At 61.0% G+C, this 21,043-nt stretch carries 23 protein-coding genes; 15 read left to right on the top strand and 8 right to left on the bottom strand.

All coding sequences use genetic code 11. The features are described 5' to 3' along the window. Positions 1-12: 12 nt before the first annotated feature. Positions 13-1,449 carry a catalase gene (locus ACFQND_RS22900; protein ID WP_371439849.1) on the bottom strand — a complete coding sequence of 479 codons (1,437 nt, stop codon included), beginning with the start codon at positions 1,447-1,449 and terminating at the stop codon, positions 13-15. Positions 1,450-1,759: 310 nt separating this feature from the next. On the opposite strand from ACFQND_RS22900, the gene ACFQND_RS22895 reads away from it, so the two are divergent. Next, positions 1,760-2,161, top strand: a complete 402-nt coding sequence (locus tag ACFQND_RS22895; protein WP_371439848.1) for a carboxymuconolactone decarboxylase family protein — start codon at positions 1,760-1,762, stop codon at positions 2,159-2,161. A gap of 118 nt (positions 2,162-2,279) precedes the next feature. Here ACFQND_RS22895 and ACFQND_RS22890 read toward each other — a convergent pair whose 3' ends face one another. Then, on the bottom strand, positions 2,280-3,305 hold the full coding sequence (locus tag ACFQND_RS22890) for a zinc-binding alcohol dehydrogenase family protein (RefSeq protein WP_371439847.1): 1,026 nt from the start codon (positions 3,303-3,305) through the stop codon (positions 2,280-2,282). Between the two features lie 117 nt (positions 3,306-3,422). Between ACFQND_RS22890 and ACFQND_RS22885 the strand changes: the two genes are divergently transcribed. Beyond that, the gene (locus tag ACFQND_RS22885; protein ID WP_371439846.1) at positions 3,423-4,355 is read left to right on the top strand and encodes a LysR family transcriptional regulator; all 933 of its coding nucleotides are present in this window, start codon (positions 3,423-3,425) and stop codon (positions 4,353-4,355) included. 71 nt (positions 4,356-4,426) lie between these two features. Here ACFQND_RS22885 and ACFQND_RS22880 read toward each other — a convergent pair whose 3' ends face one another. Then, positions 4,427-5,416, bottom strand: a complete 990-nt coding sequence (locus ACFQND_RS22880) for an SLAC1 anion channel family protein (RefSeq protein ID WP_371439845.1) — start codon at positions 5,414-5,416, stop codon at positions 4,427-4,429. An 88-nt stretch (positions 5,417-5,504) separates the two neighbouring features. Further along, positions 5,505-6,071, bottom strand: coding sequence for a LuxR C-terminal-related transcriptional regulator (locus tag ACFQND_RS22875; RefSeq protein ID WP_371439844.1), 567 nt, complete (start codon positions 6,069-6,071; stop codon positions 5,505-5,507). A gap of 90 nt (positions 6,072-6,161) precedes the next feature. On the opposite strand from ACFQND_RS22875, the gene ACFQND_RS22870 reads away from it, so the two are divergent. Then, positions 6,162-6,869, top strand: a complete 708-nt coding sequence (locus ACFQND_RS22870) for a CoA transferase subunit A (RefSeq protein ID WP_371439843.1) — start codon at positions 6,162-6,164, stop codon at positions 6,867-6,869. A gap of 3 nt (positions 6,870-6,872) precedes the next feature. Continuing rightward, positions 6,873-7,511, top strand: a complete 639-nt coding sequence (locus tag ACFQND_RS22865; protein WP_371439842.1) for a CoA transferase subunit B — start codon at positions 6,873-6,875, stop codon at positions 7,509-7,511. A 46-nt stretch (positions 7,512-7,557) separates the two neighbouring features. Here ACFQND_RS22865 and ACFQND_RS22860 read toward each other — a convergent pair whose 3' ends face one another. Further along, positions 7,558-8,487: a LysR family transcriptional regulator gene (locus ACFQND_RS22860; RefSeq protein WP_371439841.1), complete on the bottom strand. Its 930-nt coding sequence runs from the start codon at positions 8,485-8,487 to the stop codon at positions 7,558-7,560. Positions 8,488-8,644: 157 nt separating this feature from the next. Between ACFQND_RS22860 and ACFQND_RS22855 the strand changes: the two genes are divergently transcribed. The 11 genes from ACFQND_RS22855 (at position 8,645) to ACFQND_RS22805 (ending at position 18,248) form a co-directional block, all read left to right on the top strand. Further along, the gene (locus tag ACFQND_RS22855; protein ID WP_371439840.1) at positions 8,645-9,715 is read left to right on the top strand and encodes a cupin domain-containing protein; all 1,071 of its coding nucleotides are present in this window, start codon (positions 8,645-8,647) and stop codon (positions 9,713-9,715) included. Next, positions 9,712-10,575, top strand: coding sequence for a fumarylacetoacetate hydrolase family protein (locus tag ACFQND_RS22850; protein ID WP_371439839.1), 864 nt, complete (start codon positions 9,712-9,714; stop codon positions 10,573-10,575). The genes ACFQND_RS22855 and ACFQND_RS22850 overlap by 4 nt, the downstream gene beginning before the upstream one ends. A gap of 38 nt (positions 10,576-10,613) precedes the next feature. Next, positions 10,614-11,180, top strand: coding sequence for an NADPH-dependent FMN reductase (locus ACFQND_RS22845; RefSeq protein WP_371439838.1), 567 nt, complete (start codon positions 10,614-10,616; stop codon positions 11,178-11,180). A 56-nt stretch (positions 11,181-11,236) separates the two neighbouring features. Beyond that, positions 11,237-12,400 (top strand): ABC transporter substrate-binding protein, encoded by a 1,164-nt coding sequence (locus ACFQND_RS22840; protein ID WP_371439837.1) that lies wholly within the window; start codon positions 11,237-11,239, stop codon positions 12,398-12,400. 147 nt (positions 12,401-12,547) lie between these two features. After that, positions 12,548-13,432: a branched-chain amino acid ABC transporter permease gene (locus ACFQND_RS22835; protein ID WP_371439836.1), complete on the top strand. Its 885-nt coding sequence runs from the start codon at positions 12,548-12,550 to the stop codon at positions 13,430-13,432. Further along, positions 13,429-14,364 carry a branched-chain amino acid ABC transporter permease gene (locus ACFQND_RS22830; protein WP_371439835.1) on the top strand — a complete coding sequence of 312 codons (936 nt, stop codon included), beginning with the start codon at positions 13,429-13,431 and terminating at the stop codon, positions 14,362-14,364. The genes ACFQND_RS22835 and ACFQND_RS22830 overlap by 4 nt, the downstream gene beginning before the upstream one ends. Beyond that, entirely contained in the window at positions 14,361-15,146 is a 786-nt protein-coding gene (locus ACFQND_RS22825) for an ABC transporter ATP-binding protein (protein WP_371439834.1), read from the top strand. The genes ACFQND_RS22830 and ACFQND_RS22825 overlap by 4 nt, the downstream gene beginning before the upstream one ends. Next, positions 15,139-15,864 (top strand): ABC transporter ATP-binding protein, encoded by a 726-nt coding sequence (locus tag ACFQND_RS22820; RefSeq protein ID WP_371439833.1) that lies wholly within the window; start codon positions 15,139-15,141, stop codon positions 15,862-15,864. Before ACFQND_RS22825 ends, ACFQND_RS22820 begins: the two co-directional genes overlap by 8 nt. Positions 15,865-15,877: 13 nt before the next feature. After that, entirely contained in the window at positions 15,878-16,495 is a 618-nt protein-coding gene (locus ACFQND_RS22815) for a VOC family protein (protein ID WP_371439832.1), read from the top strand. Positions 16,496-16,514: 19 nt separating this feature from the next. Then, positions 16,515-17,045 carry a VOC family protein gene (locus ACFQND_RS22810; protein ID WP_371439831.1) on the top strand — a complete coding sequence of 177 codons (531 nt, stop codon included), beginning with the start codon at positions 16,515-16,517 and terminating at the stop codon, positions 17,043-17,045. Positions 17,046-17,075: 30 nt separating this feature from the next. Then, a complete protein-coding gene (locus ACFQND_RS22805; RefSeq protein WP_371439830.1) occupies positions 17,076-18,248 on the top strand; it encodes an alpha/beta hydrolase family protein in 1,173 nt (390 codons plus the stop codon). Positions 18,249-18,273: 25 nt separating this feature from the next. Here the strand turns inward: ACFQND_RS22805 and ACFQND_RS22800 are convergent, their stop codons facing one another. The 3 genes from ACFQND_RS22800 to ACFQND_RS22790 are packed head-to-tail and all read right to left on the bottom strand — an operon-like array spanning position 18,274 to position 20,993. Further along, complete coding sequence (locus ACFQND_RS22800; protein WP_371439829.1) at positions 18,274-18,792, bottom strand: MarR family winged helix-turn-helix transcriptional regulator; 519 nt, start codon at positions 18,790-18,792, stop codon at positions 18,274-18,276. Further along, a complete protein-coding gene (locus ACFQND_RS22795; protein ID WP_371439828.1) occupies positions 18,793-19,998 on the bottom strand; it encodes a Gfo/Idh/MocA family protein in 1,206 nt (401 codons plus the stop codon). Then, complete coding sequence (locus ACFQND_RS22790) at positions 19,995-20,993, bottom strand: PDR/VanB family oxidoreductase (protein ID WP_371439827.1); 999 nt, start codon at positions 20,991-20,993, stop codon at positions 19,995-19,997. Before ACFQND_RS22790 ends, ACFQND_RS22795 begins: the two co-directional genes overlap by 4 nt. Positions 20,994-21,043: the final 50 nt, after the last annotated feature.

The following is a 21,043-nucleotide window of genomic DNA, read 5'->3' as shown; positions in this document are numbered from 1 at the left end:
AGGGCTAATACGCTACTTCGCCCTGGCAGCCAGCGCTTTCGCAACCCCCGCGCCATAAGCCGGGTCGGCTTTGCTGCAGTTGGCAATGTGACGTTCCTGGATGGCTTTTGACGCGCCCCCGACTGCGCGTGCCGTGTTCTCAAACAACAGTTGCTGCTTTTCCGGCGTCATCAGGCGGAACAGATTGCCGGGCTGCGAGTAATAGTCTTCGTCCACGCGGTGGTTCCAGTGGGCGGCCGCGCCTTCAATCGACAGCGGTGGTTCGGCAAAGTCGGGTTGCTCCTGCAGCGCGCCTTTGCTGTTGGGCTCATAGCCGACCTCCGAGCCGTTGTTGTTGTCCACCCTCATGCTGCCGTCGCGGTGGGAGGTGTGGAATGGGCACTTGGGCGCATTCACCGGGATCTGGTGGTGGTTCACGCCCAGGCGGTAACGCTGCGCATCGCCGTACGAGAACAGGCGTGACTGCAGCATCTTGTCGGGCGAGAAGCTGATGCCGGGCACCACGTTGGCGGGCGAGAAGGCGAGTTGCTCGACTTCGGCAAAATAGTTTTCCGGGTTGCGGTTCAGCTCCAGCACGCCGACGTCGATCAGCGGGTAGTCCTTGTGCGGCCAGACCTTGGTCAAATCAAACGGGTTCAGGTGGTAGGTGGCGGCGTCTTTTTCGGGCATGACCTGCACCTTCAAGTTCCAGCGCGGGAAGTCCTTGTTGTCGATGGCGTTGAGCAGATCGGCCTGGTGGCTTTCGCGGTCGTTGCCGACCAGTGCCGCTGCATCGGCATCGCTCAGGTTTTCAATGCCTTGCTGCGAGACGAAGTGGAACTTGACCCAGAAACGTTCATTTTTCGCATTCAGGAAACTGAAGGTGTGGCTGCCGAAACCGTGCATGTGGCGGTAGGACCTGGGCAGGCCCCGGTCGCTCATCACGATGGTGACCTGGTGCAGGGCTTCGGGCAGCAGGGTCCAGAAGTCCCAGTTGTTTTCGGCACTGCGCAGGTTGGTGCGCGGGTCGCGTTTGACGGCGCGGTTGAGGTCGGGAAACTTCAGCGGGTCGCGCAGGAAGAATACCGGCGTGTTGTTGCCGACCATGTCCCAGTTGCCTTCCTCGGTGTAGAACTTGACGGCAAAACCGCGGATGTCGCGTTCGGCATCGGCCGCGCCGCGTTCTCCTGCGACGGTGGAAAAGCGCAGCACCAGATCCGTTTTTTTGCCGACCTGCGAAAAGATCTTGGCCTTGGTGTACTTCGTGATGTCATGCGTGACGGTGAAGGTGCCATAAGCGGCGGAGCCCTTGGCATGCATGCGGCGCTCGGGAATGACTTCACGGGCAAAGTGAGCCAGCTTTTCCAGGTGCCAGACATCCTGCAGCAGCACGGGGCCGCGCGGTCCCGCAGTTTGCGTATTCTGGTTGTCGACAACCGGTGCGCCGGCGGCGGTGGTTAACTTTGTCATGGGTCTGTTCCTTTGAATAAATCTGCAGGCTGATTTTTCGTTAGCTGGCTGCTTCCGTACCGTGATGGCTCATGGGGGAAGGTTTTCCAGATAACCCGTGGCACTTTTAATAGATTGAATCTATCAGTAGTGGATTTATTGTGTCTAACAACTATTGAGTGTGCAATAGCAACCCCATAGTAGTTTCTCAAGGCGCCGATAGGCAATACGAATTGCCTGAAACCGGCCGTGGCCCCGTGGTGCGGATGCCTGCATGCGGGTGATTCCACTATCCTTGGGGTTTTATCTCTCGCTACTACAGGAAACCAGCATGACCCACCCAGCAGACAAGGACGCCGGCAAGGACTTTGACAATGGCCTCGCCATGCGCAAGCAGGTCATGGGCGAGGACTTCGTCGCCAACGCCTTTGGCAATGCCACGCCTTTTACCTTGCCCATGCAGCACTACATCACCCGCAATGCCTGGGGCGACGTGTGGCAGCGGCCGGGGCTGGATTTGAAGACCCGCAGCCTGATCACCGTGGCCATGCTGACAGCCCTGGGAAAGCAGCACGAACTCAAGGGCCATGTGCGCGGCGCGCTCAACAACGGCGCCACGCCGGAAGAAATCCAGGAAGTGCTGCTGCACGCCAGCATTTATTGCGGTGTGCCTTCGGCGGTGGAGGCCTACCGCTCTGCTGCGGAAGTGGTGGACGGCCCTAAAAAGGCCTGAACGACGCTTTTGGGGTCGTTCGGGGTAGTTTTTAAAGCCTTTCAGGTCCTTGGCCGCCGTCGAATGCGCGCAGGGCGCTATTGTTTTTATAGCGAATGCGTATGCCGGCGCACGGCGCTCACACCCAGCCTTCCAGCACGACCTTGCCGCGCGACTTGCCCGACTCGATCAGTGCGTGGGCCTTGCGCAGGTTGGCGGCGTTGATGCTGCCGAATTTTTCAGTCAGCGTGGTGCGGATCAATCCCGCGTCCACCAGTTGCGCCACTTCGTCCAGCAAGCCGTGCTGCGCTGCCATGTCGGGCGTGCCGAACATCGAACGCGTGAACATTGACTCCCAGTGAATCGAAATGGCCTTCTTCTTGAACTTGGTGATGTCCACATTTTTCGGGTCGTCGATCAGGCCGAATTTGCCTTGCGGCGCCAGCGCTTCAACGATCTGGTCCAGGTGTGCGTCGGTCTGCGTCAGGCAGACGACATAGTCGACCTGCCCGACACCGATGCGCTTGAGTTCTTCGGCCACCGGCTTGCTGTGGTCGATCACATGGTGCGCGCCCAGTTCCTTGACCCAGGCCTGCGTTTCGGGCCGCGATGCCGTGCCTATGACGGTCAGCGAGGTCAGCCGCGCAGCCAATTGCGTCATGATGGAGCCGACGCCGCCTGATGCGCCTATGACCAGCAGCTTTTTGCCGTCCGGCTTCTTGCCCGGCTGGATGGACAGGCGGTCAAACAGCATTTCCCAGGCGGTGATGGTCGTCAGCGGCAGGGCGGCGGCCTCGGCAAAGCCAAGCGACGTGGGCATGCGGCCGGCGATGCGTTCGTCAACCAGATGCAATTCGCTGTTGGTCCCGGCGCGCGTGATGGAACCCGCATACCAGACCTTGTCGCCGGCCTTGAATAGCGTCACGTTGGGGCCGACGGCGCGCACGATGCCGCTGGCGTCGTAACCCAGTACCTTGTAGTCCTGGCCCGGCGCGGGTGGGGCGCTGGAACGCACTTTTGTATCCACCGGGTTGACTGAAATGGCCTTGACCTCCACCAGAAGGTCATGGCCGGCTGGTGTCGGGTCGGGCAGGGTGATGTCTGTCAGTCCGGTGTCGCCGGCGGTGCTGAGGGCGTGGGCCTGTTTGTATCCAATGGCTTTCATGGGATGTCCTTTTTTGGGTTGAGTGAATGTGGCAGAAGGGATGACTGAACTGTATTGGTTTTGAAAATTAAGATAAACATGCTGGTATTTGAAGATATTTACAAATAAAATTTGTAAATGAAAGCGTTGCAGGACCTTGAAATCTTCGTCCGCACGGTCGACACCGGCAGCCTGTCGGCCACCGCGCGCAGCCTGAACCTGACGCCCGCTGCTGCCAGCGCGGCCCTGAAGCGGCTGGAAGCAGAACTGAATGCGCCGCTGTTTGCGCGCTCCACCCGCAGCCTGCGCCTGACGCGCGAGGGTGAGGTTTTCCTGTCGCACTGCAAGCCGGCGCTGGCCGCGCTGCGCGACGCGCAGCTTGAACTGGCCAGCGGGCAACAGCAGGTGCGCGGCATGCTGCAACTGGCCGCCCCGTCGGACTTCGGCCGCAACCTGCTGCTGCCGTGGCTGGAGGTGTTCCAGCAACTGCACCCCGGCATCCAGTACCGCCTGCATGTGGCCGACCGCGTCACCAATGTCTACAGCAACCTCGTTGATGCGGCTTTCCGCCAGGGCGAGCCGCCCGAGTCAAACATGCTGGCCCTGCCGCTGGACCTGACCAACCGCCGCGTGCTGTGCGCCTCGCCCGCCTACCTTGAAAAGCACGGTGTGCCCGATACGCCGGAAGCGCTGGCGCAGCACAACTGCCTCTGTTTCATGCTGGGCGAGGAGGTGTACGACCGCTGGCGCTTCTGGCGTGAAGGGAAGGAGGTGACGGTGCGTGTGGGCGGCGGCAATATATCAAACGACGGCGACGTGGTGCGCCGCTGGGCGCTGGCCGGGCGCGGCATTGCCTACAAGTCGGGTTTTGACGTGGCCGGTGACCTGGCCCAGGGCCAGCTGGTGGCGTTGTGCAATGACTGGCAGACGGAGCCTTCGCCGCTTTATATGGTGTTGCCGGGGCGGCGCCAGCTCACGCCGGCCTTGCGCCTGTTGCGCGAGTTCATCGCGCAACGCTGCGAGGAACTGCTCAAGAGTGTGCCTCCCGGGGCCGGCCTTAGAGTGATTTAAGGCTGCAGCCCAAGTGGGGCGCGCGCAATATGCTCTTGAAAGAGTAGCGGTTTTGCCGCCAGCAGGGGTCCTCAGCCAAGCGTGATGGTGGCCAGTTCACCCTGCGCGATACCGCGCAGGGTGCGCCAGGCCAGGCCCAGCACCAACAGGGTGGTGAAGCCCAGCAGCATCAGCGCCAGGATGTGGGCGAAGGCCGCGCCCAGGTGCGTTGCGTAGGTCAGCGTGGCGATTGAGGTGGCGGCCATCGGGAAGCCTGCAGCCCACCACGACACGCGAAACGGGCAGCAGCCCGGCAAATCGAGCAGCTTGGGCAAGAGCACGGCCAGCATGAACAGCGCCAGGTAAAACAGGCCGCTGGCCAGCATGTCCATTTCCCCTAGCGTGCCCACATAGGCCGAAAAGCCCACGGCAAACGGCGCCAGCAAAATCAGCAGCGAAGGCCGCTGCGCCGCGGGCATGGGTTCTTCAAACAGCAGTCGCGCAAAGATCAGGGTGAACAGCGGGATGGTGAAGAACAGGCCCACCGCGAGTGAGAACAAAGCCACTTCATGCAGGCCGGGCCAGCCCAGCAGGTTGCCGGCGATCGGGATGTCCAGCGTGCCGACCACGGGCACGATCCAGGCCGGCGTGGCGTGTGCGAATTTCTGGCGCACGCTCATCCAGCGTTTGACCATCCACCAGGCAAACAGCACCATCAGCAGCGCGCCCAGCACCCACAGGATGCCGGCCAGCGCCCTTGCATACGGCAGCAGCACGGCCGGCAACAGCAACAGCGAAATGATGAAGGTGCCGAAAAAATTGGCCGCCACGGGGTGCATGAATTCGGCATGCACGGCGGCCGGCGCACGCACCAGTTTCACGCCGTAAGCCGCGCACAGCACAAGAAAGGTCAACACCGCGACCCCGCCTATGGTTTCTGCGATCAGCGCCGGGAGGCTGTAGGCTGCGGCGGCGATGCGCCAGGCCAGGCACAGGCCGCACAAGCTCATGACCGAGCCGAACAGGCTGACCGGCAGGTGGTGAAAGGCGCTGTCGGGGGTGGTGGCCAAAGTCGTGGTCATGACGATCCTTGCTGGGTTTTCAAGGATTCTAGGCCTACGGCCCCCGTGCAGCAAGCGCGACAAGCTATTAAATTAATAGCGTATAAGCTCAGCCCGCCATCAGCTTGTGCACTAGGTCGGCGGTGGTGGAGGCCTTGTATTTGCGCATCAGGCGGGCCCGGTAAATCTCCACTGTGCGGTGGCTGATGATGAGGGCGCGGCCGATTTCCTTGGAAGTCAGGCCGTCCATCAGGTGGGCGGCCACTTCGCGTTCACGCGCCGTGAGTTCCGCCGTCACGGGGCGGCGGGAACTCAGGTCTTCAAATGTCCAGATACCCGACTCGTGCGGTGCATTGCGGTTCAGGGCCCGCCCCGTCACATGGCACCAGAAGGTCTCGCCCTTGTTGCGGCCGTCTACGCGTTTCATGATGCGGTCGTCGGAATACAGGCCCCTGGCATTGAGTATGGGCAGCATGCGCGCGCCTATGCGCTCGTATTCGGCCGCGCTGGGATAGAGCACCATGAATGACTGGCCAATAAGTTGTTCCCGCGATGCGCCAAACATCTCGCATAAATGCCGGTTGCAGTCCACAATGGCACGGTTGCGGGACAACACCAGGCCTACCGGCGCCAGGTCAAAGGCCTGCTGGTAATCGACTTTCGCATCCACCTTCATGGGGCTAACCTTTACGAAAAACTACGTATTTAAATAAGTAGTATCGTAATGGATTGGCCAAGCTGACAGACATGTAAAAGGAGACTTTTTGTGAAGAAACTTTATCCCTCCGCCGCAGAGGCGCTCAAGGGCGTCGTGAAAGACGGCCAGTTGATGGCCGTGGGCGGCTTCGGCCTGTGCGGCATTCCCGAGGCCCTGATTGACGCGCTGCGCGACAGCGGTGTCCAGAACCTGAGCGTGGTTTCAAACAACGCCGGCGTCGATGGATTTGGCCTGGGCAAACTTCTTGAAACCCGCCAGATCAAAAAAATGATCGCCAGCTACGTCGGCGAGAACAAGGAGTTCGAGCGCCAGTACCTGGCAGGTGAGCTGGCACTGGAGTTCACCCCGCAGGGCACGCTGGCCGAGCGGCTGCGGGCCGGCGGTGCGGGCATCCCTGCATTCTTCACCAAGACCGGCGTCGGCACCATCATTGCAGAAGGCAAGGAACTGCGCGAGTTCGACGGTGAGACCTATGTGATGGAGCGCTCGCTGCTGCCTGACGTGTCGCTGGTCAAGGCCTGGCGCGCGGACACCTCCGGCAACCTGCAATTCCGCTTCACGGCGCGCAACTTCAACCCTGCAGTGGCGATGGCCGGCAAGATTTGTATTGTGGAAGTCGAGGAAGTGGTGGAACTCGGCGCGATGGAGCCGGACCAGGTTCACCTGCCTGGTATCTATGTGCACCGCATCGTGTGCAACCCGACGCCCGAAAAACGCATTGAAAAACGAACCATCACCGAGAAGGCAGGAGCTTAAATCATGGCCTGGACACAAGACCAAATGGCAGCACGCGCTGCACAGGAACTGCAGGACGGCTTTTACGTCAACCTCGGCATCGGCATCCCGACGCTGGTGGCCAACCACGTCAGCCCTGACATCGAGGTCTGGCTGCAATCGGAAAACGGCATGCTGGGCATTGGCCCTTTCCCGACCGAAGACAAGGTCGATGCTGACCTGATCAACGCCGGCAAGCAGACGGTGACCACCATCAAGGGCTCGTCCATCTTCGGCAGCCACGACAGCTTTGCCATGATCCGCGGCGGCAAGATCAACCTGTCCATCCTGGGCGCCATGCAGGTCAGCGAAAAGGGCGACCTGGCCAACTGGATGATCCCCGGCAAGATGGTCAAGGGCATGGGCGGCGCGATGGACCTGGTGGCCGGCGTCAAGCGCGTGATCATCCTGATGGAACACGTTGCGAAAAAGAAGGACGGCACCGAGGACATGAAAATTCTGCCGCAATGCACGCTGCCGCTCACGGGCGTGGGCGTGGTGAACCGCATCATCACCGACCTGGCCGTGATGGACGTCACGCCCCAGGGCCTCAAGGTGATGGAACTGGCGCCCGGCGTGACCATGGAAGCGCTGCAGGCCAAGACAGGCGTGAAGCTGCACTAGGTTCGTTACGACCCGGGGAGGCCGCCTGGCCTCCCTGCGGCTTGTCTCAATAGGGGTATGGCGCCTGCATGTGCGCCATGTTGGCGGTTTCTGTCTTGACGACGGTACGCAGCCACTTGTTGGCCGGGTCGGCGTGATGCCGCTCATGCCAGTATTGCCGGATTTCGAAGTTCGGCAGCTTCATGGGCGGCTTGAAAATCCTGATTCCCAGCAGGCCGGTAAACGCCAGCCCGAGATCTTCGGGAATGGTCACGACCAGGTCTGACTGGGCAATAAAAAATGGAAGCGCAGAGAAGCGCGGCAGCCGCAGCATGACGTCACGCGTCAGGTCGAGCCGGCTCAGGGCTTCTTCCACGGCGCTGTGCGGCGAGCCCGTGGTCCAGTACATCGCGTGTTTGTTGTTCAGGAACTGGTTCAGTGACAGGCTGCCCTGGATGTTCGGGTGGTCACCGCGCACGGCGCAGACGTAAGACGTGTTGCGTATCGTCTGCTGGTGCGCCCAGTTGGGCATGCCCAGGAAATACCCCACCGCGAGGTCAATGGCGCCGCTGTCCAGCGCTTCAACCACTTCATCCGGCCGTAAATCAAGAATGGTGAGCTTGGCATTCGGGGCGTGGTCGCTCAAATAACGCACGACCCGCGGCATCACCAGCTGCATCCCGATGTCGTTGATGTAGACGCGAAAGTTGATGGTCGTCGTCTGCGGCAAAAAATGGGCGGGCTGGTCAACCTCGCGCACGATATCAAGTGCCCGGGTGATCTTCACGGCCATGTTGTCCGCATAAGGTGTGGGACGCATGCCGTGCGATGTACGCACAAACAGCGGGTTGCCAAAACACTCGCGCAGGCGCTTGAGCGCGGCGCTGACGGCCGGCTGGGTCAGCCCCAGTTCAATCGCCGCCGCAGACAGGTTTTGATGCCGGTAAATCGCATCAAACGTCAGCAACAGGTTCATGTCGAAATCAAGCAGGTCCATGGTTGCTTCCGAAGTAAATGCAAACCCCTAAGGGTTTTCGTGATATTTGTTTCGTTTATTTTATTGATAAACAGTCTTACTAGGAATTTATATGACATCGAACTAGACTGGCAACAAATCAAGATGGCCAGCAGTACGCAAGCCAGCGTGGAGACAAATGGATCAAGCAGTTTCACCGGCGCCCTACGCCGACTTCATCACCGTGCTGGATGCGGTGCAGTCCCAGCCTTTGTGGGACAGGTACCACCGCATCACGACGCGGCATCCGCAAAGCCCTGCCGCCGCGCACCTGTGGCCGTGGGCGGCGATGGCGCCCCTGGTTGACCGCGCGGTTGCCGAGGTCGCCATGGCCGATGCGGAGCGGCGGGTGCTGCTGTTCACGAATCCCGATGCAGGCGGTTCGGTTGCCACCATGCGCAGTATTTCCGGCGGCCTGCAGACCCTGTTGCCCGGCGAAGTAGCCCACGCGCACCGGCACACGCTGGCGGCGCTGCGTTTTGTGATGCAAGGGCAGGGCGCGGTGACCACCGTCAACGACCAGCAGTGCCAAATGAGCGAAGGCGACCTGGTGCTCACGCCCTCGTGGACCTGGCATGAGCATACCCACCCAGGTGAAGGCCGCATGGTCTGGTTCGATGGCCTGGACCTGCCGCTGTCGCACCACCTCGACACCATGTTTTTTGAAATGGCCGCACCCGGGCTGGTGGCGGTGGAGCCGCTGCCAACGCGCGCGCCTGCGGTCCCCAGCGATGGCGCAACCCTGCTGCCCGATTCCTGCGATGCCGCAAGTGTTTCTGCTGGCGGCTTCAAGCCCAGCCGCTTTCGCTACAGCGCAGAACGCGCATGGTCTGCGCTTGCGCAAAGCGTCCCGCGCGGCGACGGCAGCCGCCTGCTGCGTTATATCGATGCGACCAGCGGCGGCCCGGTGTTGCCGACGCTGGACTGCTACCTGATGGGCCTGGATAAATCCATGCCCACACGCGGGCGCCGCAGTACGGCTAGCGCCATCTGCGTGGTCGCCGAAGGCGAGGGCACTTCGATCATTGGCGGCACCACCATAGCCTGGCGGCGCAACGACGTGTTCACGTTGCCGCACTGGCAGTGGGCAACACACACGGCAAGCAGCAGTCATGCAAAACTGTTCCTCATGAGCGACCGTGAACTGGTGGCGGGCATGGGTTACCTGCGGGAAGAAGACCAGGAAGACAAAGCGGAGACATCATCATGAGGATTTGCAGATTCAACGGCGGCCGCCTGGGCCTTGTGCGCGGCGACCAGGTGATCGATGTCACACCGGTCCTGGGCCTGATCCCGCCGCAACGCTATCCGCTGCCGCAGAAAGACTTGCTGATCGAGGCCTTGCCGCAGTTGCGCCAGGCCATTGAAGCCGAGGCTGAAAAAGGCGCAAGCCACGCGCTTGCCGGCATCAGGTTTGATTCGCCGGTTGCCAACCCGGGCAAGATCATTGGCGCGCCCATCAATTACAAGGCCCATGTGGAGGAGAGCAAGGCTGACGCAGGCATAGGCCACGGCCGAGCCATCACTTCCATTGGCGACTGGGGCATGTTCCTCAAGGCCGGTACCTCGCTGATTGGCTGCAGTGACGACATCGTTTTGCGATTCCCGGAACGCCGCAACGACCATGAGGTCGAGCTGGGTGTTGTCATCGGCAAGCAGGGCAACCAGATCAGGGCGGCCGATGCCATGGACTACATCGCGGGTTACACCGTGGCGCTGGACATGACCTTGCGCGGCCCGGAGTTCCAGTGCTTCAGGAAATCTATCGACACCTATTCCGTGGTCGGCCCCTGGCTGGTGACGGCCGATGAAGTGGCCGACCCGAACGCGCTTGGACTGTGGCTCAACGTCAACGGCGAGTCGCGCCAGAAGTCCAACACCAGCTACCTGGTGTATGACATTGCGCGCCTGATCGAGTTCACCTCGTCGTTCTACACCCTGATGCCCGGCGACATCATCATGTCGGGCACGCCTGAGGGCGTAGGCCCCGTCAAGCCCGGTGACCTGATTGAAGCGGGCATCGAATCGATAGGGCAATTTTCCATTCGTGTGGCCCCAGGCTATGCATAACTCTTCAATTTAATAACGTCAATCCAGTTGAAAGACCAATGAAAACATACAAGATTCTCGGCATCTGCGGCAGCCTGCGTGCAAAGTCCTACAACCATTTCGCACTGAAGGCTGCGGCCCAGCTCATGCCCGAGGGCATGAGCCTGCAGATCGCCGACTATTCGGACATCCCGCTCTACAACCAGGACAACCAGGCGCCTGCAACGCTGGCCGCCGTGGAGCGCCTGCGTGCGCAGGTGGCAGGTGCCGATGCGCTGCTGATCGCCAGCCCTGAATACAACTTTTCCGTCACCGGCGTGCTCAAGAATGCCATCGACTGGCTGTCGCGCACCTCACCGCAGCCCTTCCGGGAAAAGCCGATTGCCCTGTTGTCTGCCACACAGGGCCCGGTTGGTGGTGCCAGAAACCAGTACGAACTGAGAAAAATCCTGGGTGGCCTTGAGGCGATGGTGCTGAACAAGCCTGAAATATTTATCGGCCTGTGCCAGAACCGCTTTGACGAACAGGGTGAGCTGACGGATGCCACCACGCGCAAGTTCATCGGTGACCAGATGGTGGCGTTACAGGCCTGGATAAAGCGTGTGGAGGCGCCTTCGGTGAATTGATGGATACCCGGGTTCCGCTTCTTTTTGTGTTTGGTATTTATAAGGAGACAACTTAAATGAAACGTTCTATCTTCACATTGACACGTGCGGCATTTGCCGCCGCCGCAGTTGGCACCGCGATGATGGTAACGCCAGCCCTGGCACAGAACACCATCAAGATCGGCATGATCACCGACAAGGTCGGCGTGGCCAAGGCCTATGCCGAACCGGTTGCCGCGGGCGTGAGCTTTGCGGTGAAAGAGCTCAATGCCAAGGGCGGCATTCTCGGCAAGCAGATCGAGCTGCTGGTGGAAGACGATCAGGCCAAACCCGATGTCTCGGCCACCATGGCCCGCAAGCTGGTGGATGCCGGAGCTGCTTTCATTATTTCGGTTTCCCTGACACCGGCGACGCAGCAGGCGCAGTCCGTGACAAAGGAGAGCAAGACACCGCACATGACGCCGTCTAACAGCGGCGACACGTTGACCACGCAAGTCGACAACCCCAACTTCTGGCAAACCGGACCCCTGGGCTCCACCCAGATTGCCACCTTGCTGTCGTATGCCAAGAACAAGAACTACAAGCGGGTAGCGCTGGTCGGTGAGAACTCCGATCTCGGCCAGCTCACCAACAAGTTCTTCAAGGCAGGCCTGGAGAAAGCCGGCATCCAGATCGTCGCTGAAGAAGTCGTGGCAGGCGGCGCGACCACGGCCGATCCGCAGATGCAGAAAGTTCGCGCGGCCAACCCCGAAGCCCTGTTCATGACCGGCATTACCACCGGCCCGAACCTGCTGGTCCTGAAATCCTACAGGCAGCTCGGCATCAAGACGCCGGTTCTTGCCAGCTACAACCTGTCGGTGCCGGTTTACATGACAGCGGCCAAAGGCCTGATTGATGGCATCACCTTTGTCGATGCATTTGATCCTGCAAAACCTGCAACACAGCGTTTTATCGAAGCGTATAAAAAAGACACCGGCACCGAGCCCTACAACCTGATCGGCTATGGCTACGACGGCGTCATGCTGGTCGCCGATGCCATCACGCGCGCAGGCAGCACCGACAAGGAGAAAGTGCGCGTTGCGATGCAGGCTACCAAGAGCTTCAAGGGCGTGATGGGCAGTACCGACGCGGCCTACGGTTTTGTCGACGGCAAGCGCACCGGCTTTGACACCAATGGCATGGTGGTACGGGTTTATGAAGGTGACAAGCAGGGCAAGGTCCTGCACGTCGGCTCAAAGTAAACAGGCGACAGGCGAGGGGTGTTGTCCAGCACTCCTCGCCGGACTGTGACGGGCTTCTGCATGCTATTTATTTGATAGCTGGTTGTGCGCATATACAGGAGGCTATGGCCTCATTTAATACTGAAATATCAATGATGAGGGCATCAGGTGAATGATTTTCTGGAGTTGACCGTGGGCGCCTTGGCCAGCGGTTGTATTTATGGGCTGGCGGCTTTGTCGTACCTGCTCATTACGCGGCCTACCGGCATCATTAATTTCGCTGTGGGCGAATGGTCCATGCTGGGAGCGTTTGGCGGCTTTTTGCTGCTGTCCAGGTTCAACCTTCCTTACCCGGTCGGCATCGCCCTCATCCTGCTTGGCATGTTCCTGATCGGCTGGCTGACGGAGCGGCTGACGGTGCGGCCGCTGGTCGAACGCGGTGCGCCGCCGCTTGCACCCATCCTCGCGCTGCTGGGCATGCTGGTGGTGTTCCGTGAGCTTGTGTCGCTCGGCTTCGGTCCCGACCCGCAGCCCGTACCTCCCGCATTTGGATTTGACCGGCTGGAGCTTGGCCCTGTTGCCGGCTCTTACCAAAGCTTTTTTATCATTGCTGTGACCTTGACGGTGTTTGCCGCGGTCTGGTATTTCTTTGAACGCACCCTGGCCGGCAAGTCCTTTGAGGCGGTTGCCATAGACCGGCGTGCCGCGTCGCTGATGGGCATCAACCTGCGCCGTGTCACGGCATTCGCCTTTGCGGCAAGTGCCGTTGTGGCCGGGCTGGCCGGCATACTGGTGGCACCCAATGTGTCCGCTCACTACCTGATGGGCCTGCCGCTGGCCATCCAGGGTTTTACCGCCCTGGTGATTGGCGGCGTCGGCCGTGTCGAAGGCGCCTTGCTGGGCGGCGTGATCCTGGCGTTTGTCGAACAACTCACTGTCCGCTACCTGCCCATTCCTCCGGGGCTGGCCATGGGCGTGCCGCTGGTACTGCTGATCCTCTTCCTGTTGCTGCGGCCTACCGGCCTGTTGCGCGCGCGGGAGGCACGGGCATGAAGCAGATTCTTGGTTTTGTGGTCACCGCCGTCATCCTGTCGGCGATCGGTTTCATGCTCGGCTCCTATCAGACCGATGTGTACCGCAAGGTGCTGCTATGGGTCACGCTGGCGCTGAGCTACAACTTCCTGTTCGGTATTGCCGGCCAGGTGGCGTTCTCGCATTTCACCTTTTATGGCATTGGCGCGTACGCCATCGTTATCCTGATTTTCCAGGTCGGTTTGCCCCTGCCGCTGGCCATACTCGCAACCATCGCGATTTGCGTGGTGCTGGCGCTGGTGGTGGCCATTCCCGCAACCCGGCTGGAAGGTTTTTACCTGGCGCTGGCCACGCTGGCTTTCGCTCAGCTTTTTATTGTGGTGCTGGATGAAGGCGGAACAGTCACCGGGTCTGCCGGCGGCCTTGCCAATTACCGTTTGCCCGATGTGTTTGGCATGCAGGTAAGCGGGCCCTGGTACACGGTCGTGATCGTGATGCTCATGCTGGCCACGCTGGCCATCCTCTGGCGGCTGGACCGCTCGTACTTTGGCCGCGCCTGCCGCGCGGTGCGCGATGATTCCGAAGCGGCGCAGGCCATGGGCGTGAATGTGGCGCGTACCAAGATCATTGCCTACACCATCACCAGCGCGCTGGCTGGTATTGCAGGCATGGTCTATGCGTTTGTGGACAACACCGTCAATCCGCCCATTTTTGGCCTCTCCAACTCGTTTTTGCTTCTGTTCATGGTGATCGTGGGCGGCAGCGGCCGGCATGCCGGGGCCATCGTTGGCGCCGTGCTGCTGTACCTGATGCCGCTGGTGCTGGCGCCCATCATCGGGCACCACCACGCGCTTGTATTCGGCATATTCATGGTCGCCGTGGTCCTGTTCCAGCCCAAGGGCGTGATTGGCATCTGGGACTGGTTGGTAGCCAAAGTGAGGAGCAAGGCATGAGCAATACGGCACTGTTAACCGTAAGCGGCCTGGGCAAACGTTTTGGCGGGCTGCAGGCTGTGGCGGATGTTGACCTTGAGGTACGCGCGGGTGAGATCCTGGGCGTCATCGGCCCGAACGGCGCGGGCAAAAGCACAACCTTCAGCATGATTTCCGGTGCACTTCCGTGTTCCACCGGAACCCTGCACTTTGATGGCAAGCCGCTGCAGGGGCTGCCTACACATGCGATGGCGGCGCGCGGCATCATGCGTACCTTCCAGCATAACAAGCCCTTTGCCAGCATGTCCGTGCGCGAGAACGTGATGGTCGGCATGCACACCCGCTTGACCGGTTCGCTCTGGCAGGTACTGGCCGGCACACGCGGCGCGGCCAAGGCCGAGCGTGATGCGGCGCAACGTGCGGACGAACTCGTGGACTTTGTCGGGCTGGGTGAATGGCGCAACGCGGACGTCGGCACCCTGTCGTTCGGCCAGGGACGCCTGCTGGAGATTGCACGCGGCCTGGCATCCGAGCCGCGGCTGATGCTGTTTGACGAGCCGGCTGCCGGACTGACGCCCGCCGAGTGTGATCGCCTGTCGGACATCATCAGGCAGATTTCGCAGCGCGGCATTGCCGTGCTTCTGATTGAACATGACATGCGCTTCCTGATGGCTTTGGCCAACCGGGTGGTGGTTCTTAACTTTGGTCGCAAGATTGCACAGGGCACACCCGCAGAGGTTCAGGCCGATGAAGCGGTCGTGGCGGCTTATCTGGGTGACGTGGGGGCGCTGGCAGATGCTTGATATTTCCGATCTTTGCGCGGGCTACGGGCACGGCCCGGTGGTGCAGGGCGTCAACATGAAGATTGCGCGCGGGGAAACAATCGCGCTGCTGGGCCCCAACGGCGCCGGCAAGTCGACCCTGCTGGCGGCCTTGTCCGGCACCCTGCGCGAGCGCAGCGGCCAGGTTCTGATGGACGGAGCGGACCTGATGAAAATGCCGACCCATGAGATCGTGGGACATGGCCTGGCCCAGGTGCCGGAAGGCCGGCGCATGTTTGCACCCATGTCGGTGGAAGACAACCTGCGCCTGGGGACGGTTCGCCTGGCCGGGCGCAGCGCCAGTACCGTGCAGGAACGTTTTGACTACGTTTACAAACTCTTCCCGCGGCTGGCGGAACGGCGCACGCAACTGACGGGGACCCTGTCCGGTGGCGAACAGCAGATGGTGGCCATAGGCCGTGCGCTGATGTCGTCCCCGCGCGTGTTGTTGCTTGACGAACCGTTTCTGGGGCTGGCACCAAAGGTGGTGGATGAGATCCGCCGCACGCTCAACACGCTGCGTGATGGCGGGCTGACCATGGTGCTGGTGGAGCAGAAGCTGGACATTGCCTTGCCTTTCACCAGCCGGGCCTATGTGCTGATCAAGGGCCGTGTCGCATTGAGCGAGGCCAGCGCCAGCCTGGCTGGCCGGCCCGACCTGGCGCAGCTTTACTTTGATCTTGCAAAGACCAACTCCTGAGGAAAGGCAAATCATGGCCAACGACCCCATGCGCCTGCAACACGGTGCAAAGCCGATGACGCGCGGTATCCACCACCTGGCGCTGAATACCGACGACATGAAGATGACTATGGATTTTTACGGCAAGGTCCTGGGCATGCCGCTGGTGCATGCGCTCAAGGTGCCGCCCGGCGTCGGCGTCGGGCCTGCCAACCGGGGTAACCCGCCATTTGAAAACCTGCGCCACTATTTTTTCGATGCCGGCGGCGACACCATGGTGGCATTTTTTGAAATGCCCAAGGGCGCCAAAACACAAGGCGACCGGGATGCGCTGGCGGCCATGCAGCATTGCTCCTTCACCACAACCGAAGAGCGTTTTGCGCAATTGCTGGAGCGGTTGAAGGCCGCCGGCGTGCCATTGATCGGCCCCATCATGGTGGGCGCCGGTACATGGTCGGTGTATTTCATGGACCCGAACGGCATACGGCTCGAGTTCTCATACCAGTCTGACGATGCGGACGACGTCAGGGTGGTGGAGCGCTGGACCCAGACACAGGACGAGGCGCTTGCCGAGCTGGCTTCGCTTTCTGACGACAAGGCCTGGCTGCAACAGGTCACCCAACACCTACCAACGCGGCGCCCCGCCGCATAACCCTGTTCAGGAGAAGATCATGGGAAAATTTGTACCCATCAATGGCCTGCATCATGTGGCCTACCGTTGCCGCGATGCCGAAGAAACGCGTCATTTTTATGAAGACCTGCTCGGCCTGCCGCTGATTCATGTCGTGCGCGGCGACGTGGTCAGCACCGGTGAAAAAAACCTGTTTGCGCACCTGTTTTTCGAGATGACGAACGGCGGCTGCGTGGCCTTTTTTGACCTGGGCGACAACGTCACCGGCGAGCCGTCCCCCAACACGCCGCGCTGGGTAAACCACCTGGCGCTCAAGGTGGAGTCCACTGCAAAGGTTGACGAGGCCAAAAAGCGCCTTGAAGCAGCCGGTGTCGAAGTGCTGGGTCCTGTGCTGCATGAGGACCAGTTTCATTCCATTTATTTCTTTGACCCGAATGGCATTCGCCTGGAATTGACGGTGAGCACCACGAGCGTGGAGGAGCAGCAGTTCTTTCGCCGGGAAGCGCGTGCCGCTTGCGATACCTGGATGAAAGAAAAGAATGCCCGCCTGAACATCGCTGCGACGGCTTGAGTCTTTAATAAACAATCAGGAGTTTTTTTGATGTCGACGGAAAAGTTTGAAGTCCAGGCCGAGTGGGTGCACGTCAAGTTTGCGGAAAAAACCACCTTCAAGGAGGTGTATGGTTTTGCAGGCAACCAGGGCGTGATCAACCTGGAGGGCATACGTTACATACCCAAGGGCAGGCCTTCCGGTACGCTGGTGATTTACATGCATCCGGCGTCAACCTTGCAATTGCTGCCCATGCCAAGGGCCATGGCAGAGCGCGGCGTCCACGTCCTGTGCGCGGCCAGCCGTTATGCCCGCAACGACAGCGCGCTGATCATGGAAAACGTGGTGGTGGACCTGGGCGCCTATGTGCGCCACGCCAGGGAAGTGTGGGGCTACAAAAAAATAGTGATGGCAGGCTGGTCGGGCGGCGGGTCGCTGGCGCTGTTCTACCAGTCCCAGGCAGAAAAACCGACGGTCACCCACACGCCTGCAGGCGATCCCTGCAACATCATCGCAGCAGGCCTGATACCGGCCGACGGTTTTATTTTCCAGGCGGCCCATGTATCGCGCGCCGTGGTACTGGCCGACTGGATCGACCCGTCAGTCATTGACGAGAACGATCCGGACAAGGTCGATCCGGAACTGAACCTGTACAACCCCGACATCAAGCCGCCCTATTCAGCCGAGTTCATGGCCCGCTTCCGCGCGGCGCAACTGGCCCGTATCCGCAGGCGCACGGCCTGGGTCAAACAGACGCTTGAGGACCTGCGCAAGAAGGGCGGGCTTGAAATGGAGCGCGGTTTTGTGACGCATCGCACCATGGCCGAGCCGCGTTTCCTGGATGCTTCCATCGACCCCAACGACAGGCCGATCGGGACCTGCTTCATGGGGAACCCTGAAACCGTCAACAACGGCCCGGTGGGCTCGGGACGCTTCTCCACATTGCGTTCCTGGCTGTCGCAGTGGTCACCCGATGACACCAATGCACATGGCGAGAAAAGCGCGGCGGGCATCACAGTGCCCATGCTGGCGATAGAACACAGCGCCGATGACGCCGTACCACAACCGCATACGCAGCGGATATTTGACGCCGCCGGCAGTGCGGACAAGACGATGCAGTGCATCAAGGGTGCAACCCACTACTTTGTGGGACAACCCGAGCTGCTGGCGCTTGCAGCGAAAAGCTATATCGACTGGATGGAGGCCAGGCGCCTGCTGGACTGAACCTGCGGAGCTGCAGGCCAGGCACTTACCTGGCTTGCGCGGCTGGTTTCTTGCGCGGCAGCTCGACCTGGCTTAGTTCGTCCGCGGCCAGGTTGTCTATCATTGACAGCAGCACCTTGCGCGCCGTTGCCAGGTCTGCCGGCGAGACATTCCGGGTACTGATACGGTTGGTGTCTTCAGCCAGCGGGACCAGGACTTTTTTCAGGGCCCGCCCGCTGTCGGTCAGGTGGACATACACATTCTTCTTGTTGGTTGGCAACTGCTTGCGCACGATGTAGCCGAGCGACTCCATGGCCTTCATGGCCGAGAAGGTGGTGGGCTCCATCACGCCAGCACGTGAGCTGAGTTCTTTCTGGGTCAAGCCATCGGCTTCCCAGAGAATGCGCAGGAAGCTCCAGTGGCCGAAGGGCACGCCGTGTTCGGCCAGCCTGATCTGCAGCGCCCGCCGGAAGGCCCGCTCCGTGTCGCGTATCAGGTGGGCCATGCGGTCATTGGGTACCGCCTCGCGCCAATGGTGAAGAATGTTGTGGGTATCGGTTTTCATTTACGTGCTGCCCAATGCTACCTGATGGCGCATGGGCTGGGCGCTGCCGCTGCGGGCGGCTTCGAGGATGGCCAGGCAGACCTCGGTGGTGGCCCGTGCCCAGGCGCCGCTGTGCAGCGGGTCCCGGCCTTCAAACACAGCACCGTATAACTCGTCGATGACCTCGCTGCGCGGGACTGCTGGCGGCGGCAGGGGCTCAAAGCTGCGCTGGCCATCGCCGTAAATCTCGATCCCGGAGGGCGTTGGCCGCAGGTCCGCTTTTTCGCAACTGACGATGATGTTCCCGAAATGCTGGTGCGCCAGGCCAGCCGGCAGGGACGGGGTGCCCGTGTACAGGCTGCCCCCATAGTTGCGCGCGGCCTTGAGCCGGCTTTCCTCTTCGGCACTGGCGGCGTTGACCAGGCGCTTGCGGGCAGCGCCATAGTCCTGCGGATTTTTGGCCTGGCCCATTTCACCGATATTGCCCATCAACTCATCGGAATCGTAGTGGCCATAACCGCTGTAGGTGGCAGACGCAAACGCACCGCTTTCAAAACCCAGCAGCGCGCTGTACGCGCCCTCGGTCGGGCGGGCGCTGTCCCATGCGCCGGTGTGGGCCTGCACGCTGCGCACCAGCCCGCCTCCCAGCAGCCGGACGATGTCTATCTGGTGCGTGGCCTGGCTATGGATGACACCGCCGCCGGCCTGGGTATCGAGCTCTTCCGGCCTGCGCGGCCGGTATAAAAAGTCGGTGAAATTCAGCGCCGTGATCATCTTCACTGCGCCGTAAGTGCCGCTGTCGATGATTTGCCGGGTACGTTTGATGGGTGTATTGAAGCTGTGGCTGTGGCCGACGATCAGGTGCACGCCTGCGCTGCGGGCTGCTTCAATCATCCGGCTGCATTCATCAAGCGAGAGTGCCATGGGTTTTTCCACCAGCACGTGTTTGCCATGGGCGGCGGCCAGGCACACATGCTCGGCGTGAAACTGGTGCGGGGAGGCTATGTACACAGCCTCCACGTCCGGGTTGGCGCAGAGGGCCTCCACGGAGTCATGGGTGGGTGCGCTGAAGTCCTTACCGAACTGCGCCTGTGCTGCCGCAATCGGGTCCGTCGCCGCCACCAGCCGGACGCGGCTGTCGTGCACAAAGGTGGGCAGCATCAGCGTGAACGCCCGGCCCAGCCCGACGACGCCTATGTTCAGTGGAGGGGTATTTTTGTTACTCATAGGTCCAGCACAAGTTCTGCCGATTTTGCGCGAGATACGCAAACCATGATGCTGTGTTCCTTTTCCTCATCGCTCAGCACCATGTCACGGTGCTCTGCTTCGCCCGACAGGAGGGTGGTGCGGCAGGATCCGCAGGTACCGCTCTCGCACGAGCTGGGCACGCGCAGGCTGGCTGCGCGCAAGGCCTCAAGAATTGACTGGTCCGCAGCCACCGGTATGCAGGTGCCGGTTTTCTGCAGGCGGACGCTGAATGCTGTATTGGCTGCATACACGCTGGCATCGACACCGAAGCTTTCAAAGTGGATGGCACTGGACGGCCAGTGACCCGACATGTCGGCGACGGCATCCATCAGCCCGCGCGGGCCGCAGCAATAAACGTGTTCGTTGGTGGGGGTTTCAAAAACGGGCCAGAAGTCCAGTGCGTTGTTGATATCGCCGTGGTCATGGTGCACCTGCACGTGGGCGGCGAATTCGGGGCTGCCCAGCTCCTCCAGGAAGGCGGTGCTGCCCGCGTCCCGGGTGCAGTAGATCAGCCTGAACTGGTCGTTTCCCTGTGCTTTCAGGTGGCGCATCATGGACAGGATGGGTGTGATGCCTATGCCACCGGCCACAAAGAGGAATTTGCTTGCGCGCGGGTGCAGTTCAAAGTTGTTGCGCGGCGCACTGACCTGGAGCAGGTCGCCCTCATGCACCTCGTCAGCCATGCTGACTGAGCCGCCGCGGCCTGTTGCATCGCGTTTGACGGCGATCTGGTAGAAGTCACCGTCCGCCGGGTTGCTGCACAGGGAGTAGTTGCGCCGCGCACCTGCCGGCACCTGGACTGTGAGGTGTGCGCCGGCTGTGAAAGCGGGCAGGGCCGCGCCGTCTGGATGGCGTAGTTCGAACAGGTAAATGCCTCCCGCCAATGCCTTTTTGCGCACCACCCGGAGGCTGAAAAAGTCCGGCTCCGGACTGTGGGCGTCCGCGCTGGCCGGAACGCTAGGGTTAACGCTCATCGTGGTCTCCATAAATTTTCTTGACAAATTGAAAGACTGCGAATAATCTT

The organism is Polaromonas aquatica, from assembly GCF_042659145.1.
GTDB classification, from domain to species: Bacteria; Pseudomonadota; Gammaproteobacteria; order Burkholderiales; family Burkholderiaceae_C; genus Polaromonas; species Polaromonas aquatica.
Note: the sequence above shows the minus strand (reverse complement) of the source record. Positions and strands in the feature narration are given on the sequence as shown.

Coding starts and splice junctions, on each gene's coding strand:
- ACFQND_RS22900 (WP_371439849.1), bottom strand. CDS start 1,449: ATGACAAAGTTAACCACCGCCGCCGGCGCACCGGTTGTCGACAACCAG.
- ACFQND_RS22895 (WP_371439848.1), top strand. CDS start 1,760: ATGACCCACCCAGCAGACAAGGACGCCGGCAAGGACTTTGACAATGGC.
- ACFQND_RS22890 (WP_371439847.1), bottom strand. CDS start 3,305: ATGAAAGCCATTGGATACAAACAGGCCCACGCCCTCAGCACCGCCGGC.
- ACFQND_RS22885 (WP_371439846.1), top strand. CDS start 3,423: ATGAAAGCGTTGCAGGACCTTGAAATCTTCGTCCGCACGGTCGACACC.
- ACFQND_RS22880 (WP_371439845.1), bottom strand. CDS start 5,416: ATGACCACGACTTTGGCCACCACCCCCGACAGCGCCTTTCACCACCTG.
- ACFQND_RS22875 (WP_371439844.1), bottom strand. CDS start 6,071: ATGAAGGTGGATGCGAAAGTCGATTACCAGCAGGCCTTTGACCTGGCG.
- ACFQND_RS22865 (WP_371439842.1), top strand. CDS start 6,873: ATGGCCTGGACACAAGACCAAATGGCAGCACGCGCTGCACAGGAACTG.
- ACFQND_RS22860 (WP_371439841.1), bottom strand. CDS start 8,487: ATGGACCTGCTTGATTTCGACATGAACCTGTTGCTGACGTTTGATGCG.
- ACFQND_RS22855 (WP_371439840.1), top strand. CDS start 8,645: ATGGATCAAGCAGTTTCACCGGCGCCCTACGCCGACTTCATCACCGTG.
- ACFQND_RS22850 (WP_371439839.1), top strand. CDS start 9,712: ATGAGGATTTGCAGATTCAACGGCGGCCGCCTGGGCCTTGTGCGCGGC.
- ACFQND_RS22845 (WP_371439838.1), top strand. CDS start 10,614: ATGAAAACATACAAGATTCTCGGCATCTGCGGCAGCCTGCGTGCAAAG.
- ACFQND_RS22840 (WP_371439837.1), top strand. CDS start 11,237: ATGAAACGTTCTATCTTCACATTGACACGTGCGGCATTTGCCGCCGCC.
- ACFQND_RS22830 (WP_371439835.1), top strand. CDS start 13,429: ATGAAGCAGATTCTTGGTTTTGTGGTCACCGCCGTCATCCTGTCGGCG.
- ACFQND_RS22825 (WP_371439834.1), top strand. CDS start 14,361: ATGAGCAATACGGCACTGTTAACCGTAAGCGGCCTGGGCAAACGTTTT.
- ACFQND_RS22820 (WP_371439833.1), top strand. CDS start 15,139: ATGCTTGATATTTCCGATCTTTGCGCGGGCTACGGGCACGGCCCGGTG.
- ACFQND_RS22815 (WP_371439832.1), top strand. CDS start 15,878: ATGGCCAACGACCCCATGCGCCTGCAACACGGTGCAAAGCCGATGACG.
- ACFQND_RS22810 (WP_371439831.1), top strand. CDS start 16,515: ATGGGAAAATTTGTACCCATCAATGGCCTGCATCATGTGGCCTACCGT.
- ACFQND_RS22805 (WP_371439830.1), top strand. CDS start 17,076: ATGTCGACGGAAAAGTTTGAAGTCCAGGCCGAGTGGGTGCACGTCAAG.
- ACFQND_RS22800 (WP_371439829.1), bottom strand. CDS start 18,792: ATGAAAACCGATACCCACAACATTCTTCACCATTGGCGCGAGGCGGTA.
- ACFQND_RS22795 (WP_371439828.1), bottom strand. CDS start 19,998: ATGAGTAACAAAAATACCCCTCCACTGAACATAGGCGTCGTCGGGCTG.
- ACFQND_RS22790 (WP_371439827.1), bottom strand. CDS start 20,993: ATGAGCGTTAACCCTAGCGTTCCGGCCAGCGCGGACGCCCACAGTCCG.